This window comes from Rhizobium sp. 18055 (assembly GCF_902706285.1).
GTDB lineage: Bacteria > Pseudomonadota > Alphaproteobacteria > Rhizobiales > Rhizobiaceae > Rhizobium.
This window is the reverse complement of sequence record NZ_CACSKD010000009.1, coordinates 105,410-122,766: the sequence shown is the minus strand read 5'-3', so window position 1 is coordinate 122,766 and position 17,357 is coordinate 105,410. Positions and strand designations below refer to the sequence as shown.

The window sequence follows — 17,357 nt, the reverse complement described above, 5'->3', positions numbered from 1 at the left end:
TCTCCCTGCTCAGCTCAAGCATGCAGTCACAAGTCTTTTTTGGAAAGTCGCCTTCGCCCGCGCTCTAGCGCAGCAGGACCATACCGGCGATGAAGACGATCAGCATGACGACGATGCCGCCAAGCAGGCCGGCACCGGCAAAAAAGCCGGCGGTCATGCCGAGCAACAGGGCAACGATGAACAGCGAACCGAACTTCGCGGCCGCCAGGAACGCGTTGTAGGTGCTCTCATGTGCATCATAGTCCATCGGCGCGCCGACTTCGGCAGGTCCGGTATTGTGCTCGGCCATGAATATCGTCTCCCTCAAATCCCGGCCGGCATGATGATGCGACCGCTGACGTCCTGCGTTTCCTCGCTCCCACGACGAAACGTCCCGCAAGAGGAATTACACAAAGCCCCGCAAAGCGCAATGCATGAGAATGCCGCAGGCAGCGGCAGTCTCATGCCTTTGAGGTTGAAGCCTTTGAGGGTCATGCACTGGCATGCGCCCGATCAGAGCGGCAGATCGGTGCCGAGCTGGCCCTGCGGCACGAAGCGCGCCGTCGGGATGATGGTCAGCGGCGGCAGCGTATCGTTCGGATTGCGCGAGAACATCATCCGCTGTTCGCTGGCGCTGGAGATGAAGAACGGATAGCGGGTCAGGAGCTTGCGCCCGACTTCGATCACGTTGGTCGCCATCAGCGTCATGTCGATCCCGTAGTTCTTCGCCAGCTGGCCTGGCACGATGGTATCGGCGTAGAACACCCGCTTGTAGAAAGCGGCATGCGGCGGACGGCAGAACTGCAGGACCCGGCTTGCCCGGAAATAGGCAGCAGCGACGATGGTCGGCCGCAGCGTCAGGTAAGGGATCCATGAGAGATCGGCGGTCATCTCGGGGTCGGCGGCAAACCGTGCCGGATCGATCAGCGTCAGCCCTGCATCCAGAAGCGAATCCATCGCTTCGGGAAAAGCGCCGCCCGATTGGCTCAGCCGATGCTCGGGTGTCACATAATGAACCCGGATGGTGCTGACCATTTCGCCATAATAGTAGAGCCCGAAGACATAGGCGTGGCTATCGAAATCGCTATCGTCAAGGAGGCCCTTGGGGGCCAGAGCCAGCACGTCGTGAGCCTTGTAGGCCTTGTAGCGCAGGCGTTCTACCTGATCGAGATCTTCGCTGCTTTCGACGCGGCGATATTCAACATTATCTAAAACTTCTAATATCTTACGGCTAAACTCACTGACACTGGAATGCGACTCTGACATTGTGACCCACCCGTTCGTTAACGGACCATTAATCATCCGATAACGAAGCAGAAGGCAAGGAATTAAGATAATTTTAATCGTATTTAAGTTGTTAAGGTTAACGGCCCACAATCGTCACGAAAATGCCCCTGTGGTTTCAGGGGTTATTCAGGCGACGTGGTTGCGACGGCGATGAACGGGGGTGCGGCGGCCGATGGCCTCCTGCAGAAGCACGATGTTCTGCGAGGGCACCGGCGGCGAGAACACGTAGCCCTGGACCAGGTCGGTCGCACGGTACTTGTTGAGGAGCGCCAGCTGTTCGGTCGTCTCCACACCTTCGGTCACGATCTTCAGGCCAAGCTCGCGTGCGAGGTTGACCGTGCCGCGCAGCAGCTTCAGCCGGCGGCCGTCCTCGACGATGTTTCGCAGGAATGAACGATCGATCTTGATGATATCAAGCGGCAGCGTGTCGAGATAGCTGAGGCTGGAGAAGCCGGTGCCGAAATCGTCGATGGCAATGGTGATGCCGCCACTGCGCAGTTCCGCCAGGATGGCGCGCACCGCGGCCGGCTCGTCGATCAGGCAGCTCTCGGTGATCTCCAGATGCAGCCGCTCCGGCTTCAGTCCGGAATTCTTCAGCGCTTCGGCAACCACGGCAAGAATGTCGGCGTCCCTGAGGTCGCGGGCCGAAAGGTTGACCGAGACCGCGATGTGATCCGGCCATGTCATGCAATCGACGCAGGCCTTCATCAGGATGAAGCGCGTGATGTCGGAAATGATGCCCATGTCTTCGGCAAGCCGGATGAACACATCGGGCGGGATCGAGCCCTTTTCGGGATGCACCCAGCGCGCCAGCGCCTCGGCGCATTCGATCCGCGATCCATCGGCCTTGAACATCGGCTGGTAGGCAATGTTGAGGCCCTGTGCGGCGACCGCTTCGCGCAGGTCCGCCTTGAGTTTCTGCTTTTCGATGTAGCGGCCATCCATCTCGCGCTCGAAGCCGGAGATGTCGCCACGCTCCTTCGACTTGCTTTCGAACAGCGCCAGATCGGCCTTGATGCTCCATTCGTCCATGGCAAAGGCATCGCTCTCGAGGATGGCAAAGCCGGCGCTCAGCGAGACCAGGAAGGTCACGTCGTCCGCTTCGTAATTGCCCTGAATCTCGGCATGAACGCGACGGATCTCCGTATCCAGCGCTTCATTGTCCTTGGCATGCGGGAAGAACAGGATGAACTGGTCGCCCATCAACCGCCCGACGATCGCCTTGCGCGAGCGCTCCTCGATGCGGTTGGCAATGGCGCAGAGAAGACGGTCGCCGGTGATATGGCCGCGCATGTCGTTGACATGCTTGAACTCGTCGATATCGAGAACCATGAAGCCGACGGGGCCGCGCTTGCGCGGGTGCTTGTTCAGATAGTCCTGAACGAGATGGCTGAAATATTCGCGGTTCGGCAGCCCGGTCAGCGCGTCGAAGCGGACCATGTGCAGGATCTTCTGTTCGGCCTTCACACGGCTCGAAACGTCCTCGAAGATCAAGACGGCGCCGCCATCGGCGCGGCGGCTGGCCGAGAATTCGAGCGACAGATCCTCGGGAAAATGAATGAGGGTGCGCGACAGCTTGCCTTCCGCGACATGCGTCAACTGGCGAAGGATCAGCTCCGGCTGCGACGCATCCATGAAATTGTAGCGCGCGCCATAGCGCAGCACCGCGCCAAGATCGCGGTCCTTGAGACGCTCCGGCGCCCCGATCTTCAGAAGCTCGCATGCCTTGCGGTTGACCACCTGGATGCGGCTTTCGGCATCGACCATGACCAGGCCGTGCGGCATGTTGTTGAGCGCGGTGTCGAACCGGTCGGCGATCTGGGTGATCTCGCGCCGCGCAATGACGTTTTCGTAGAGGAACTCGCGCACGCCGTTGGCCATCGCCCGTGTCGTCAGCCAGAACGGAATGAGGAAGATCGACAGGATGCCGCGATAGAAATCCATCGCCATCAGGCTGCAGATGATCATCGGCAGGCAGCAGGAGAATGTCTGTAGATCCACAGCCATACGCGAACCGTAGTTGCGTCCGACCACCGAAACCATGGTCGCCATGGTCACGGAAATGCAGGCCAGTTCCGAAAATGAATCGTGCAGGGTGAAGATCGCATAGCCGCTGCAGATGCCGAGCAAGGTCGTCGTGCAGGCAGCACCGGCAACCAGTATCCGCTCCCAGCGCTCGATGCCGGCGCGCGAAAGCGTGTCCTTGTCGACCCGATCGAACAGGCGGAAGGTAACCATGCGGGCACAGAAGACGAGCAGGAAGGCGGCAGCCAGCAGGATGTACACCGACGACCCTGTCTTGAAGACAATCGCCAGGCATGTCGCAATGTGCACGATGACGCCAGCAAACAGCGTCGTGCGGTTCCCCGAGAGGGAACTCACAAACGACAAATATACATCCGTAGGGACCCTGCTCGGGCTATCTGGCTTCATCCAATATTTTCCCTGTACGCAAGCACTTTATCGCCAACCCTTTAAAAATTGATTTCCTGTAAACAACAGATTTGGTAGATTTTTCTACAATTATGACGCGAACACTACAATTGAACGGCCGTTTTTGCAGCTTGTCGGGGATGTTTTGCGAGAATGCGTCCCATCCCCAGGTTGTCGTCTTCCGCAGCGGTAAACGCCGCCGGCGCCGCGGCGAGTGGCGGATGCTCTCGCGGCCACGCATCCTGGCATGGCTCGATATAAGACTATACTCCAACATCGGGGCTTTCCCCTTCCAATTTCAAAACCCCTGCTCTACCAATCGAAGCGGGAGATACGGCGTAAAACCCGTGAAAACAGGGGGAGAAGCATGCCGGTTTTTCTGACCGTCAGCCGGCTGATCGACGCCATCAGCCAGTTCATGGGCAAGCTTGCCGAATATATGGTGCTGTTCTGTTGCCTGATCAGCGCCGCCAACGCCCTGATCCGCTACTCGTTCAATTACAGTTCCAACGGCTGGCTCGAGATCCAGTGGTATCTCTTCGCCTTTGTCGTGGTGCTGGGTGCTGCCCACACGCTGCGGATGAATGAGCATGTCCGCGTCGACCTGATCTATGGGGCGGTCTCCGATAGGGCACGGCTCTGGATCGACACCATCGGTTTGATCGTCTTTCTGATCCCGGCCTGCATCTTCCTCACCTGGCTTTGCTGGCCGTTCTTCTGGCTCTCCTTCCAGCAGGGGGAAGTCTCCTCCAATGCCGGCGGGCTGATCCGCTGGCCGGTGAAGCTGATCCTGCTCGCCGGCTTCGCGCTGCTGACGCTGCAGGGGATCTCCGAGCTGATCAAGCGCATCGCAGCGCTGTCCGGCCATCTCGACATCGAAACCAAATACGAAAAGCCGCTGCAGTAAGCAGGCCCGGGAGGACAGCTATTGTTTGATTTCGGCATCATTCCGCCGGCCATGTTCGTGGGCATGGTCCTGTTCATGCTCTACGGCTTTCCGGTGGCCTTTTCGCTGGCCGCCGTCGGCCTGTTCTTCGGCATCATCGGCATCACCACCGGCCACTTCACCGAGGCCTTCCTGCAGGCGCTGCCGCTGCGCTTCTTCGGCATCGTCTCCAACGACCTGCTGCTCGCCATCCCCTTCTTCACCTTCATGGGTGCCATCCTCGAGCGTTGCGGCCTGGCGGAAGACCTGCTCGAAGGCATGGGCAAGCTGTTCGGCCGCATTCCCGGCGGCCTTGCCTATGCGGTCATCCTGGTCGGCGCCGTGCTCGGCGCCATCACCGGCACGGTCGCCGCCTCGGTCATCACCATGGGCGTCATCTCGCTGCCGATCATGCTGCGCTACGGCTATAGCCCCAGGCTTGCCACCGGCGTCATCGCCGCCTCCGGCACCATCACCCAGGTCATCCCGCCCTCGCTGGTCCTCGTCGTCTTGGCCGATCAGCTCGGCAAGTCGGTCGGCGACATGTATCTCGGCGCCATCGGCCCCTCGATCCTGCAGGTGGCGATCTTCATGGGCTATATCCTGATCCTGTCGATCGTGAAGCCAGGCTCGGTGCCGCCGCTGCCCAAGGAAGTCCGCGGCGATTTCACCTGGGCGCTGCTGCTGAAGGTGCTTGCCGGCATGGTGCCGTCGATCGTGCTGATCTTCCTGGTGCTCGGAACCATCTTCATGGGACTGGCGACACCGACGGAAGCCGGCGCGCTCGGCGTCGTCGGCGCCATGGCGCTGGCCGCCATGCACCGCCGCCTCACCTGGCCACTGATGCAGGATGCCATGCGCTCGACCATGCACATAACGTCGATGGTGGTGATGATCCTGATCGGTTCCACCTGCTTCAGCCTGGTGTTTCAGGGCATGGACGGCTCGCGCTGGATCGAGCACATGCTGTCCGGCATCCCCGGCGGCCCGGTCGGCTTCCTCATCTTCGTCAACATCTTCATCTTCGTGCTGGCCTTCTTCCTCGATTTCTTCGAAATCGCCTTCATCGTCATCCCGATGCTGGCGCCGGTGGCCTCGGCATTGGGCATCGACCTGATCTGGTTCGGCGTCCTGATCTGCGTCAACATGCAGACCAGCTTCATGCACCCGCCCTTCGGCTTCGCGCTGTTCTACCTGCGCTCGATCGCCAGCCGCGACGTCAAGACATCCGACATCTACATGGGCGCCCTGCCCTGGGTCGGCATGCAGCTGATCCTCGTCGCCATCGTGATCTTCTGGCCGCAATCGGTCACCTACTGGCTGACCAAGGGGCCGCAGGTCGATCCGAACACCATCAAGATCGAGGTCCCCGGCTTCAACGGCAACGGGCTTTCCCTGCCGCCGATGGGCGCGCCGGGCATGCCGGGACTGACGCTGCCGCCGATGAACGGCCTGCCGGGAGCACCAAGCGTGCCAGCCAAACCGGCGCCCACGGATCTGAGCCAGCCGCCGGTGATCAAATAAGCAACGACGCTTTCCGACAGCGCTTCGGTTATCGCATCGGTTGGCCCGACCGATACGCGCAACGTTGCGTCACTGGTGGCGTGATTAGATCCTCGGGACAAGCCCGAGGATGACGAAAGTGTCTCTGTTTCAACAACTTAGCGAACGAATCACACTTCTCCGCCGTCGTCCCCGGGCTTGTCCCGAGGATCTGCTGAGAGCTCGTCATACGCAACGTGAGTGGACACTTGGCGACAGGAAAACACACCGCCCCATCCGCAACGTCGCATGTCTACCGACGTGCCCGGTCCCCGGCACAAGGCCGAGGACATCGCACAAACAGCAACCGAAAAGACGTCAGATCTTCCCTGCCCGCTGCTGGATCATCATGAACGTGTCGAACGTGTACTCCGACAGCTGCATCCACAGATAGGCATCGCGCTTGAACGCCGTCTGGTCCTCGTAGATCTTCTTGAAATACGGGTTCGATGCCGAGATCTCGGTGTAGATGCCGAGCGAGGCCTGGAAGCAGGCTTCCATGATTTCCTGGCTGAACGGCCGCAGCGTCGCGCCCTCGGCCACCAGCTGCTTCAGCGCCGGCGGGTTCTTCATGTCGTACTTCGCCATCATGTTGGTGTTGGCAAAGGCGCAGGCGTCGTTGAGTGCTGCCTGGTAGTGCTTCGGCAGGCTGTTCCACTTTTCCAGGTTGAAGAAGGCATGCACCGTTGGCCCGCCCTCCCACCAGCCGGGATAGTAGTAATACTTGGCGACCTTGTGCAGGCCGAGCTTCAGGTCGTCATAGGGACCGACGAACTCCGAGGCGTCGATCGTGCCCTTTTCCAGCGCCGGATAGATATCGCCGCCGGCGATCTGCTGCGGGATGACGCCGAGCTTGCTGATCACCTGGCCGGCGAGACCGGCGATGCGCATCTTGATCCCCTTGAGATCGTCGAGCGTATTGATTTCCTTGCGGAACCAGCCGCCCATCTGAGCCCCGGTATTGCCCGCCGGCAGCCCGTAGATGCCCTGCGTGGCGTAGAATTCATTCATCAGCGTATTGCCGTTGCCCTGGTAGAACCAGGCATTGGTCAGCCGGGCATTGAGGCCGAAGGGGATCGCCGTTCCAATGGCGTAGGTCGGGTCCTTGCCGACGAAATAGTAGGAGCAGGTATGCGCCGCTTCCACCGTTCCGGCGCTGACCGCATCTGCCGCCTGCAGGCCGGGAATGATCTCGCCGGCAGCAAACGGCTGGATGGTGAAATTGCCGTCGGTCGAGGCGGCCAGATGCTTGGAGATGTCCTCGGCACCGCCATAGATCGTGTCCAGGCTCTTTGGAAACGACGACGTCATGCGCCAGGCGATCTTCGGATTTTCCTGCGCGATGGCGGGTGCCGCCAGGGCCGTTGCAGCAACGGCGCCGACGCCTGTTGTTCCTGCCTTTTTGAAGAATGAACGACGATCCATCGATAACCTCCCATATGGATGGTGCTGCGAGGCCAAACTCTCCCCACCCGCAGAACGACGGGAAGCTAAGCATGCGGACGCAGGGGTTTCAAGCGCCAGCCCATTAGTCTTTGGGATCAAGACACCAATATGGCGGGACAGGCATTTCGATCGGAATCAGCGACTTAGTGACAGCCTGTCGCGATAACGCCGGCCACTCCCCGGCCGCAACGCCGCAATTCCGCCCGCCATTGCGTGGAAACGTTGACTTCGGCGCCATTCTGGTTTCTCACATTGGCAGGCAGCATCACCATCAGGGTAGACCATGACCAAGCCCATCGTCGCCGTTCCGGCCGATATCCGCACGCTCGACGGGGCCACCTGGCACGCCGTCCAGCACCAGTATCTCCGCGCCGCCCTCAATGCCGCGGGTGTCATGGCCTTCATGATCCCGGCCTTCGAGGAAGGCTATGACATCGATGCGATCCTCGACCGCGTCGATGGGGTGCTGGTCTCCGGCTCGGCCAGCAATGTCCACCCCTCGCTCTACGGCATCGAGGCCACCGATGCCGATGGCCCCTTCGATCCGGCCCGCGACGCCACCGCGCTGCCGCTGATCCGCCGCGCCATCGACCGCGCCATCCCGCTGCTCGCCATCTGCCGCGGCATCCAGGAATTGAACGTCGCGCTCGGCGGCACGCTGGCCAGCGAAATCCAGGACCAGCCCGGCATCTGGGACCACCGCAAGCCGGCGAATGTCGATCGCGACAGCATGTATGCGATCCGCCAGAACGTCATCGTCAGGGAAGGCTCGTGCATCGCAGGCATCGTCGGCCCCGGCGAGATCAAGGTCAACTCGCTGCACCGCCAGGCGATCGCCACGACGGCACCGCGCCTGCAGGTCGAAGCCGTCGCCGAAGACGGCACCGTCGAGGCGGTCTCCGTCATCGACGCCAGGGCCTTTGCCGTCGGCGTACAATGGCACCCCGAATACTGGGCCGAAACCGACAAGCCCTCCAACCAGCTGTTCCAGGCCTTCGGCGACGCCGCCAGGGACTATGCGACAGGCAAGCTGCCGGCGGTGCAGGCGAAGGCGACGGCCTGAGCGGCAGACTACTGCGCTCGCGCTATTGCAGCCCGTTTGAGAGATGCGATGCGATACCGGTGAGCTCGCCATGCTGGAGCGCTGTATCGACCAGCGTGGCGGCGATGTAGCACGCCCGCCCGCCCAGCAGCGAAAAGAACGACAGCGACCCCAGGCCGCCCAGATAGCGGGCGGCAAGGTCATGTTTCGATGCCAGGCGGTCGAGGCCGGTTTGGATGATGTTCCGGGCCATGTGTATCCCCGCAACGGCCAGGAAAAACCCGGTGATGACAAAGCCGCTGACGGATGCGGCACCGATCAACCAGAACATCATGAGACACCCTCCATAGCCGACAAGCTCCCGTCGCAACGCCGCGCTGCCGGCAAAGGCAACACAGCAGCTGGAGAACAGCCAGCGGCAAAATCCAGTAACTGTTGCGTCGGTCCGTGCCGAAGGTTTGGCCATCATCGCATCTGCGCCACGAAAGCCTCGGCTCCCTTCTGGATGCCGACCTTGGCGGCCTGCAGCGGTGCAAGGCTCGCCCCGACATTCAGTGCGCCCGGATATTGCTTGGCGATGTAGGCTGACAGCAGACGGCCACTGCCGGCATCGTAGATCTCGACGGCATAATTGACCGAACCGGTCAGCGTGCCCTCCCGGCCGCGAACGGCCTGCACCGCATTATACGGCCCGCCCAACAGATCGAAGCGCGACACCGTGCCGAGCACCGGCGTATTCTCCTTGGCGCCGGTCAGCGTCAGCCGCAGGCGCAGTGTCTGCGGCGTCGGCCTGGTAACGATGGCAAAGCGGGTGCGCGCCTGCGCTGAGAATTCGCTCTGCATGTAGCTGGCAAGCGCCGCCTTGTCCGTGTCTGCCATCTTGCCGAACTGGTTGTCGGCACCGCTGTAGATCACCACGGGATCGACGATGATGCTGCTATACTGTCTCCAGTCGGCATTGCCCTGATAGCGATAGGGCATCCGCCCGGTTCTGTCGGCGGTGTTCGGCCGGAGTTCGGCGGCGGACGAAAGAGCGGAATAGGCTGTCGGCTCGGTGCTGGCGCAGCCGGTCGCCAAGGAACAGAGGGCAATCAACACAAGGCTGTTTTTATCGATGGTCAACAATGTCTGCTCCAAAAGCGGCTTCGAAGAGAAGCGTCTGCTGGAGACAGCGATAGACGGTCGGATGTTTAGGTGGCTGTTGTTTGATTAAGAAATGTTGCGCGCGGCGAATGCGGCGAGACGTCGTCCTATTTGGTCTTGCCCGGCAGCGAATTTGCCGGCAGCTGGATCTCGACGATCAGCCCGTTCGGCGTCCGGTCCAGCAGATTGAGGCTTCCCTGGTGATGCTGGATGATGCCCTTGGCAATCGGCAGGCCGAGGCCGAAACCGCCGCCCCTGCCGACACGCCTCGCCTCGTCGGCCTTGAAGAACGGCTCCAGCGCCCGCCGCTTCAGTGCTTCGGACAGCCCGGGGCCATCGTCGCTGATCGTCACGATCGCCCCGCCATCGTCCGCCTCTTGCAACGCCACCTCGATCGTCGCGGCAAACCGCGATGCATTGTCGATGATGTTGGAGACGGCACGGGTGATTGCCTGCGGCTGGCAGACACAGGCAAGCCGCCGCGGCCCGCTGAAGGTCACGGGAACCCCGACATCCGAAAAGTCGGCAACGACAGTCTGCAGCAGGCTGGTGAGATCGACCTTGCGCGGCTGTTCCGACGCCGGCACCTTGTTGAGAAAGGTCAGGCATTCGTCGGTCATCGTGGTGAGCGTGGTAATATCGGCCAGCATCGACCGCCGAAGCTCCGGCTCCTGCGACCGCTCGACGCGCATGCGAAGCCGGGTGAGCGGCGTTCTGAGATCGTGGCTGACGGCCCGCAGCATCTGCGTCCGGTCCTCGAACATCCCGAGGATACGTCCACGCAGCGTATTCAGCGAGGCCGCCAGGCTCTGGATCTCGGAGGCACCGACGGCATGGAACAGCTCGGCCGTCGTTTCGTCGAGACTGATGCGCTCTGCATCGGCCACAAAGCGATCCAGCGGCGCGGTGATACGCCGGCTGGCATAAAACACGATCACCAGCGCAATCAGCATGATGGCAAGGATCACCATCAGGCCCTGCATCGCCGCCCTGGTCAACCACGAGGCCGCTGGCGCTTCCGGTATTCGCAGTGCCAGTGCCCGGGCGGCATCGATGCGAAGGATCAGCACATCGGCCGGCCGGCCATCGATGGCGATGCTGCGGATCGACCGATCGGCATTCGACGACATGTGCGCGGCAAGAAGCCGGCCTGCATCGGTCGCTGCGGCAGACCCATTCCCGGAGCGGGCAGCCTCGCCCGCCGAGACGATCTCCGCGGTGATGCCGGCTCCCGCGCTGGCCTGCAGCACGGCATTTTCCACCGACGCATCGCCCGCCAGCCGCAGCTGATCGGCGACCATTTCGGCCCTTCCGGTCAAGCGGCTCGCCCAGGCGCTGCGGCTCTCATTGACATTGACCATCAGCCACAGACCGGAGGTGACGAAGGCGAGCACGATGATCGGCACCGTGGCGAGCAGGAAAATCTGGCTGCGGATCGATCTCGGCGCCATGCCCCGCGTCACGGCACGATCTCCACCTTGGGCGTAAACACATAGCCGCCCAGACGCACCGTTCGGATCAGCGTCGGCTCGCGCAGATTGGGCTCGATCTTCTGCCGGACGCGACTGACATGCACATCGATGCTGCGCTCGACCGGCCCGGCGAGACCCGCATGGGTCAACGCCAGCAGCTGTTCGCGGGTCATCACCCGGCCGGGGTTGCGGCAAAAGGCCAGCAGGATGTCGAACTCCGCCGTCGTCATCGACACTTCCACCCCTTCCGGGTCGCAGAGCTGCCGTGCCGTCGCATCGATCCGCCAGCCGGCAAACATCATCGGCGCCACGCGCTCGAAGGCGCTGGAGCGGTAGGATGCACGGCGCAGCAGGCCCTTGATGCGGGCCATCAGCTCACGCGAATTGAAAGGCTTGGTCACATAGTCGTCGGCCCCGAGTTCCAGCCCGACGATGCGGTCTATATCCTCGCGCAACGCCGTCAGCATCAGGATCGGGGTTGTGTCTGCGGCCCGCAGCCGCCTGCAGATGCTGAAGCCATCCTCTCCCGGAAGCATGGCGTCGAGCACGATCAGATCGAAATCGTGGCGGCGCAACAGCCGGTCCATCTCGGGCGCCGACGCTGCCGCATGTGCCTCGCAACCGTTCTCCGTCACCAGCTCCGCCAGCATGCCGGCAATGTCCCGGTCGTCTTCGACGATCAGGATGCGGGGTCTGTCGGAAAGGGTGCTGTTCATCTTGGTCATCGGTTTCGAGGGCGGAGAGGATGCGGACAAAATCATGTCGTTCATGCTGATCTATACGTTTGGAGGTAGGATTTGGTGAAGAAAAAGCCGGGCATCATGCGAGGCCCGGCAGTCAACGATGCGCTCTGCGTGTTTTTATCAGTCTGACTGCGGGCAGGCCTGGGGTATCAGCCTGCTCGCAGTTGCGCATCGGCTTTCCGCCGAAGGGGCAACTGGTGGTGCAGTCACCCCACGATCAGTTCGGGCGGTTGCCTGAGCCTGCGATGTTCATGATTGACGATCGATACCACGCGCGCAGCAAAGGCGGCCGCATCGAAACGCTTGGCCGCCTGCCCGCCGTCGCCGGCATCGAGCGCCTGGAATATGAATGCTTCGACATTGACGATCGGGATCTGGCACACATCGCGCACCTGCTTGATCATCGCCGTCACCGTGACGACGGCATCGTAATCGACAGCCGCCACCGCCTCGCGGAATTCGCTGAAGCTATAGGCGCTGGTGACGGCAATCCCCTTCTCCGTCAACAGCGCATTCAGCCCTGCAACCGCCTGCGCGTTGGCAAGACACAGGAGAACCTGCTTGGGTGCAAAGCTCGATTGGTGGAGATGCAGCATCGGATTGTTCCTGGGCGGTTGCGTCCAGTCCAACCTAGCAATTCTACCGCAAGGTTTTATTCCGATTTGTTAAGATATGTTGCAGGCGCGGAACCTGGCCGAGCGCGGCGGGACGGTCACCCTAGCCTTGCTCTATCTGCGTGTTGCCCAGCGGATACCGGCGGCAACGGCTCTGCGGCAGCAGCGGAATGTGGCGTCGGGAACGGCGCAGCCAGCTCCCGATCTGCCGCGCGCCAGCTATCCGGCCGCGCGGCATCGCCAACGATCAGCCCTTCACAGGCGTTTCCGCGACAGGCGTCAACGGCTTGCGATCACCGAACCATCCCACCAGATTGTCGACGACGAGATCGGCCATGGCATTGCGCGTCGGCACCGAGCCGGAGGCGATGTGTGGCAACAGCACCGCATTCGGCAGGGCCATCAGCGCGGCCGGCACATTCGGCTCGTCATAGAACACATCGAGACCGGCAGCGCCCAGCGCACCTGACGAAAGAGCAGCGGCAAGCGCATCCTCATCGACCGTCCAGCCACGACCGACATTGATGAACACGCCATCCGGGCCGAGCGCCTTGAGAATGCCGGCAGTGACGGTCTTGTGGGTCTGCGGCGTCTTCGGAACGATGGCGATCATCGTATCGACGGCATCGGCAAGACCTTCGAGCGTCGGGTAGTAATCGTAAGCCAATGCGTCGTTACGCGAACGCGTATGGTAGCTGATCTTCACCTTGAACGGCTCAAGACGCTTGGCGATCTCCTGGCCGATACGGCCGAGGCCATAGAAGCCGACGTGGCGGCCCTTCAGCGAAAAGCGCGACAGCGGATAGCTCTGACCCGGCTTCCAGTTGCCCTCGCGCAGCCAGTTTTCGGCGCGCGGGAACTCGCGGATGGTGTTGAGCAGCAGGCCGATCGCCGTGTCGGCAACCTCGTCGTTGAGCACGTCGGGTGTGTTGGTGACGATGACGCCCCTGGTGGCCGCATGCTTGGCATCGACATTGTCGTATCCGACGCCGAAGCTGGAGATCAGCTCCAGGTTTGGCAGCGCATCGATCGACGCCGCATTGAATGTGCCGGAGACGGCGACGCCGCGGACGCGCTTCGCGGTCTCGGCATCAAGCGCCGTCGCATCGGCCTCGATGACATCGAACGTTTCTTTCAGGCGCGCAAGAACGCGCTCGTGCACTTTCCCCTGAACGAGAACAGCGATGCGGGACATGATATTTCCTCTTTGATGACAGCGAGCCCTGAACGGGCCAGGTTATGACCGCGGCCGGTAAGGGCTGGTCGACTGACGGATGCGCATCTCTGGCTTGATGAGATGGATGCCGTCGGGTTCGTGGCTGCCGGCCAGACGATCGAGAAGCGCGCGCGCAGCAAGCCGTCCGACTTCGGCCTGACCGTTCCACACTGTGGTCAGTGCCGGCATCGAGATCGACGCTTCCTCGAGATCGTCATAGCCGGTGACGGAGATATCGGCACCCGGCACCAGACCGGCCCGGGCAATGCCGTTCATCAGGCCGATGGCGACCAGATCGTTCCAGCAGACGGCAGCCGTCGGCTTCTGCGGCAGCGACAGGAAATGCACCGCGGCCTCGAAACCGCCCTGCATCGAGCGCGGACCCGGAATGCGCAGGCCCGGATCGACCTCGATCTCGGCCTTGCGCAACGCATTCACATAGCCCTGGTAGCGATCGCGGCCGGTCGATGTCTGGTCGGTACCGCCGATCATCGCGATCGAGCGATGGCCGAGGCCGATCAGGTGGTTGGTGGCCAGCGATATGCCGTAGCTGTCATCGCCGCGGAACGTCGGCAGCGCCGAGCCGTCCATCGATCGCGCAACGAGAATGGCCGGCATGCCGTTATCCTCGGCAAGCTGCATGTCCTCGGGCGGCGTGCCAATGGCAGGCGACATGATGACGCCATCGCCGCCAAGCTGCAGCAGCGTCTCGATGAAGGTCCGCTGTTTCTCGACGGAATCGTAGTGGTTGGAGAGAATGAAGGTGTGCCGGCTGCGATCGAGCTCGGTCTCGATCGCCTTCAGGATTTCGCCGTAGAACGGGTTCATGATGTCGTGCACGACGACGCCGATGATGCCGGAGCGAGAGGTGCGCAGGCTGGCGGCGCGGCGGTTGTAGATATAGCCCAGCGCCCGGGCCTGTTCCTTGATCTTGTCGCGGGTGGCACCGGCAACCAGCGGGCTGTCGCGTAAGGCAAGGGATACGGTTGCGGTGGAAATGCCGAGCGTTTCGGCAATCGTCGAAAGCTTGATCTTCTGAGCCACGTGCCCTCCCCGGGACTGCGCGAGCCGACGCGACGCGCACGAAAATGAATGCGCCCGGTCAGCGTGGAGCCAAGCGTCCTTAAAATATTTAATTAAAAGATTAAACCGGAGCAGGCAATTTCAAAATTCACAAAACTGTTAGATTTCATCCGGCTCATCGAGCGCGATGGCTTCCGCCTGCAAATTGCCGTCGATCGCCTTCAACAGCCGCACCAGATTGCGGATTTCCTTCTCGGAGAAGTCCAGCGTCGCCAGGCTGTCGCAGGCAGACGCCGCCTGCTCGATCGCCGCGACGCTGCCGCGCCCGAGATCGGTGAGATAAACCTTGGTCAGCCGCGCATCGTCGGCATCCGCCTTGCGCTCGAGAAAACCCTGCGCTTCCATCCGGCCGATGGTGCGGGTCATGGTCGGCGCCTTGACGCCGAGCTTCTGCGCCAGCGCACCTGCCGTCATCCCGTCGGTTTCGGCAAGCGAAATGATGACGCCGTCCTGCCCGGCATAAAGCCCGCTCTCCAGAAGGTTGCGCGACAGCACGGTGCGCATCGAGCGGGCGGCCTGGGTCAAAGCCGGCGAAAGATCGACCACCGTATATTCGGTCTGGTCCTTCTTCTTCGACTTCTGCTTCTTGCCGTCCTTGTGCTTCTTGCCCATTGCCATCCCTTTGATCTTGCTGCGCCGCCCATCCGTTTGACGGACAGCAGACACATAAGCAGTGTAATTGGCGCCCAAGCCTTCCCCCAAACCGATTTTGATTTAAAGGCTTATGCGTTAAGCATTGAGATCGTTGCGTTATGACATTGCGCATGATCTCGTCATAAACAAGAGGCCTTAGCCGGATGATCGCGCCTGCAACCCAGTTCGAGGACAATGATCCTGAGCTTTCGCCCGATGAGCGCAGCCATTGGATCGCCGTCCTGCCGCTCGGCGCCCATGAACAGCACGGCCCGCATCTGCCCTTCGACACCGATACATTGATCGCCCAAGGCATCGTTAGCAGGCTCAAGGTCGTATTGCCGAAAACGCTCCCCGTCACCTTCCTGCCGACAGAACCAGTCGGCTACTCAATCGAGCACATGGATGTGACAGGCACGCAAACGCTCGGATATGGCGAAGCGATCGAGCGCTGGCTCGGCATCGCCGAAATGCTGTCGCAGCAAGGCATCCGCAAATTCGTGATGCTCAATGCCCACGGCGGCAACTCGCCGCTGCTGACGGTCGCCGCCACCGAAGCCCGGGTTCGCTTCGACATGCTGGCGGTCGCCACCAGCTGGACCCGCTTCGGCCTTCCCGCAGGCATCATCACGCCGGAAGAGAAAGCCATCGACATCCACGGCGGCGACATCGAGACTTCGGTAATGCTGGCGCTGCATCCGGATGCGGTGGATATGTCGAAAGCCGAGAACTTCCCCTCCAACCAATCCGACTTCGCCGTCCGCTACAGACACCTGCGCGCCTACGGCCCGCACGCCTTCGGCTGGAAAATGTCCGACCTCAGCGACCGGGGCGTGACCGGCAATGCAGCCAGGGCGACGGCAGAAAAGGGTGAGGCATTGATTGGCCATGCGGTCGCCGGGCTGGTGGAATTGCTGGCGGATGTGGATGCGTTTGATGTGGGCGTGCTGCGGTAGCGCCATTCTTGTGTGAACGGCTGCGATGCACCATATTCTGTGCAACCGTATTCTCGATCAGGAGGCAGACATGCGCATTTCACTTGCAGATGCCGAAGGCCAGCTCACGGAACTGGTGCGCCTTGCCAATCAGGGTGAGGAAGTGATCCTGATGCAGGAAGGGCGGCCGGTTGTGCGCCTTGCTCCGGTTAAGACCTTCATCGAAGACCCTATCGAAAGAGACAAATTCATCCAGCACCTGCAGGAAGAGGTTCGGAAGAAGCCGCTAAGTGCCGAAGAGAAGTCCAAAATCATCAACGAGATCCGCGATCGCGTCAAACATATGAATCTCGAGCCGGGGCCGGATGCCGCCCACAGCCAGGATTTCTTGTACGACGAGGACGGGCTGCCCAAGTGATCGTTATCGACACCTCCGCTCTTATTGCGATCATAGCAAGCGAGCCCGAAGCCGACCGATGCCAACGCATTATCGAACAGGAAACAGCGGTGCTCATCTCGGCAGCAACACTCGCTGAAGCGCTCATCGTCGCTGCGAGAAAGAAGTTTTCCGACGACATGCGCTACCTTATAGCGACGTCGGTAACTTCAGTCGTTGAGTTGACATCCGCCCGCGCCGAACGCGCCGCCCAGGCCTACACCCGCTGGGGCAAGAACTTCCACCGCGCCGCGCTGAACTACGGCGATTGCTTCGCCTATGCCACCGCCCGGGAGTTCGATTGCCCGCTGCTCTACATCGGCAACGACTTCATCCACACCGACATCACTGCGGCCATATCTGACCCTCACCCGTAATGTGATCTTATAACATACGAAACCCTTTGAACTGCCGCGTTCAACTCCTTA

18 protein-coding genes are annotated in these 17,357 nt (G+C 61.4%); 6 read left to right on the top strand and 12 right to left on the bottom strand.

Going from position 1 to position 17,357, the window contains the following annotated elements; all coding sequences use genetic code 11:
* Positions 1–64 precede the first annotated feature (64 nt).
* The 3 genes from GVL52_RS16915 to GVL52_RS16905 all read right to left on the bottom strand — a co-directional run bounded on the left by GVL52_RS16915 (position 65) and on the right by GVL52_RS16905 (position 3,699).
* The gene (locus GVL52_RS16915; protein WP_160009178.1) at positions 65–289 is read right to left on the bottom strand and encodes an aa3-type cytochrome c oxidase subunit IV; all 225 of its coding nucleotides are present in this window, start codon (positions 287–289) and stop codon (positions 65–67) included.
* A 203-nt stretch (positions 290–492) separates the two neighbouring features.
* The gene (locus GVL52_RS16910) at positions 493–1,245 is read right to left on the bottom strand and encodes a hypothetical protein (protein WP_160009176.1); all 753 of its coding nucleotides are present in this window, start codon (positions 1,243–1,245) and stop codon (positions 493–495) included.
* A gap of 147 nt (positions 1,246–1,392) precedes the next feature.
* A complete protein-coding gene (locus GVL52_RS16905; RefSeq protein ID WP_160009174.1) occupies positions 1,393–3,699 on the bottom strand; it encodes a bifunctional diguanylate cyclase/phosphodiesterase in 2,307 nt (768 codons plus the stop codon).
* A gap of 367 nt (positions 3,700–4,066) precedes the next feature.
* On the opposite strand from GVL52_RS16905, the gene GVL52_RS16900 reads away from it, so the two are divergent.
* Together GVL52_RS16900 and GVL52_RS16895 are read left to right on the top strand one after the other, a co-directional pair.
* Positions 4,067–4,606: a TRAP transporter small permease subunit gene (locus GVL52_RS16900; RefSeq protein WP_160009172.1), complete on the top strand. Its 540-nt coding sequence runs from the start codon at positions 4,067–4,069 to the stop codon at positions 4,604–4,606.
* A gap of 21 nt (positions 4,607–4,627) precedes the next feature.
* Positions 4,628–6,148, top strand: a complete 1,521-nt coding sequence (locus tag GVL52_RS16895; protein WP_160009170.1) for a TRAP transporter large permease subunit — start codon at positions 4,628–4,630, stop codon at positions 6,146–6,148.
* A gap of 336 nt (positions 6,149–6,484) precedes the next feature.
* Here GVL52_RS16895 and GVL52_RS16890 read toward each other — a convergent pair whose 3' ends face one another.
* A complete protein-coding gene (locus tag GVL52_RS16890; protein WP_160009168.1) occupies positions 6,485–7,591 on the bottom strand; it encodes a TRAP transporter substrate-binding protein in 1,107 nt (368 codons plus the stop codon).
* Positions 7,592–7,895: 304 nt separating this feature from the next.
* Between GVL52_RS16890 and GVL52_RS16885 the strand changes: the two genes are divergently transcribed.
* The gene (locus GVL52_RS16885; RefSeq protein WP_160009166.1) at positions 7,896–8,675 is read left to right on the top strand and encodes a gamma-glutamyl-gamma-aminobutyrate hydrolase family protein; all 780 of its coding nucleotides are present in this window, start codon (positions 7,896–7,898) and stop codon (positions 8,673–8,675) included.
* A 22-nt stretch (positions 8,676–8,697) separates the two neighbouring features.
* Here the strand turns inward: GVL52_RS16885 and GVL52_RS16880 are convergent, their stop codons facing one another.
* The 8 genes from GVL52_RS16880 to GVL52_RS16845 all read right to left on the bottom strand — a co-directional run bounded on the left by GVL52_RS16880 (position 8,698) and on the right by GVL52_RS16845 (position 15,543).
* Positions 8,698–9,120: a hypothetical protein gene (locus GVL52_RS16880; RefSeq protein ID WP_160009164.1), complete on the bottom strand. Its 423-nt coding sequence runs from the start codon at positions 9,118–9,120 to the stop codon at positions 8,698–8,700.
* A complete protein-coding gene (locus tag GVL52_RS16875) occupies positions 9,120–9,779 on the bottom strand; it encodes a DUF3313 domain-containing protein (protein WP_160009162.1) in 660 nt (219 codons plus the stop codon). The genes GVL52_RS16880 and GVL52_RS16875 overlap by 1 nt, the downstream gene beginning before the upstream one ends.
* Positions 9,780–9,904: 125 nt before the next feature.
* Positions 9,905–11,260, bottom strand: a complete 1,356-nt coding sequence (locus tag GVL52_RS16870; RefSeq protein WP_160009160.1) for a HAMP domain-containing sensor histidine kinase — start codon at positions 11,258–11,260, stop codon at positions 9,905–9,907.
* On the bottom strand, positions 11,257–11,985 hold the full coding sequence (locus tag GVL52_RS16865) for a response regulator (RefSeq protein WP_160009158.1): 729 nt from the start codon (positions 11,983–11,985) through the stop codon (positions 11,257–11,259). The genes GVL52_RS16870 and GVL52_RS16865 overlap by 4 nt, the downstream gene beginning before the upstream one ends.
* A gap of 233 nt (positions 11,986–12,218) precedes the next feature.
* On the bottom strand, positions 12,219–12,608 hold the full coding sequence (locus GVL52_RS16860; RefSeq protein ID WP_160009156.1) for a hypothetical protein: 390 nt from the start codon (positions 12,606–12,608) through the stop codon (positions 12,219–12,221).
* 265 nt (positions 12,609–12,873) lie between these two features.
* Positions 12,874–13,821, bottom strand: a complete 948-nt coding sequence (locus tag GVL52_RS16855; RefSeq protein ID WP_160009154.1) for a 2-hydroxyacid dehydrogenase — start codon at positions 13,819–13,821, stop codon at positions 12,874–12,876.
* Positions 13,822–13,863: 42 nt separating this feature from the next.
* Positions 13,864–14,886 (bottom strand): LacI family DNA-binding transcriptional regulator, encoded by a 1,023-nt coding sequence (locus GVL52_RS16850; RefSeq protein ID WP_160009152.1) that lies wholly within the window; start codon positions 14,884–14,886, stop codon positions 13,864–13,866.
* A gap of 138 nt (positions 14,887–15,024) precedes the next feature.
* Positions 15,025–15,543: a MarR family winged helix-turn-helix transcriptional regulator gene (locus GVL52_RS16845; protein WP_244619207.1), complete on the bottom strand. Its 519-nt coding sequence runs from the start codon at positions 15,541–15,543 to the stop codon at positions 15,025–15,027.
* Positions 15,544–15,722: 179 nt separating this feature from the next.
* On the opposite strand from GVL52_RS16845, the gene GVL52_RS16840 reads away from it, so the two are divergent.
* The 3 genes from GVL52_RS16840 (at position 15,723) to GVL52_RS16830 (ending at position 17,306) form a co-directional block, all read left to right on the top strand.
* The gene (locus GVL52_RS16840) at positions 15,723–16,514 is read left to right on the top strand and encodes a creatininase family protein (RefSeq protein WP_160009148.1); all 792 of its coding nucleotides are present in this window, start codon (positions 15,723–15,725) and stop codon (positions 16,512–16,514) included.
* A 70-nt stretch (positions 16,515–16,584) separates the two neighbouring features.
* Positions 16,585–16,911: a type II toxin-antitoxin system Phd/YefM family antitoxin gene (locus tag GVL52_RS16835; RefSeq protein WP_160009146.1), complete on the top strand. Its 327-nt coding sequence runs from the start codon at positions 16,585–16,587 to the stop codon at positions 16,909–16,911.
* The gene (locus tag GVL52_RS16830) at positions 16,908–17,306 is read left to right on the top strand and encodes a type II toxin-antitoxin system VapC family toxin (protein ID WP_160009144.1); all 399 of its coding nucleotides are present in this window, start codon (positions 16,908–16,910) and stop codon (positions 17,304–17,306) included. The genes GVL52_RS16835 and GVL52_RS16830 overlap by 4 nt, the downstream gene beginning before the upstream one ends.
* Positions 17,307–17,357: the final 51 nt, after the last annotated feature.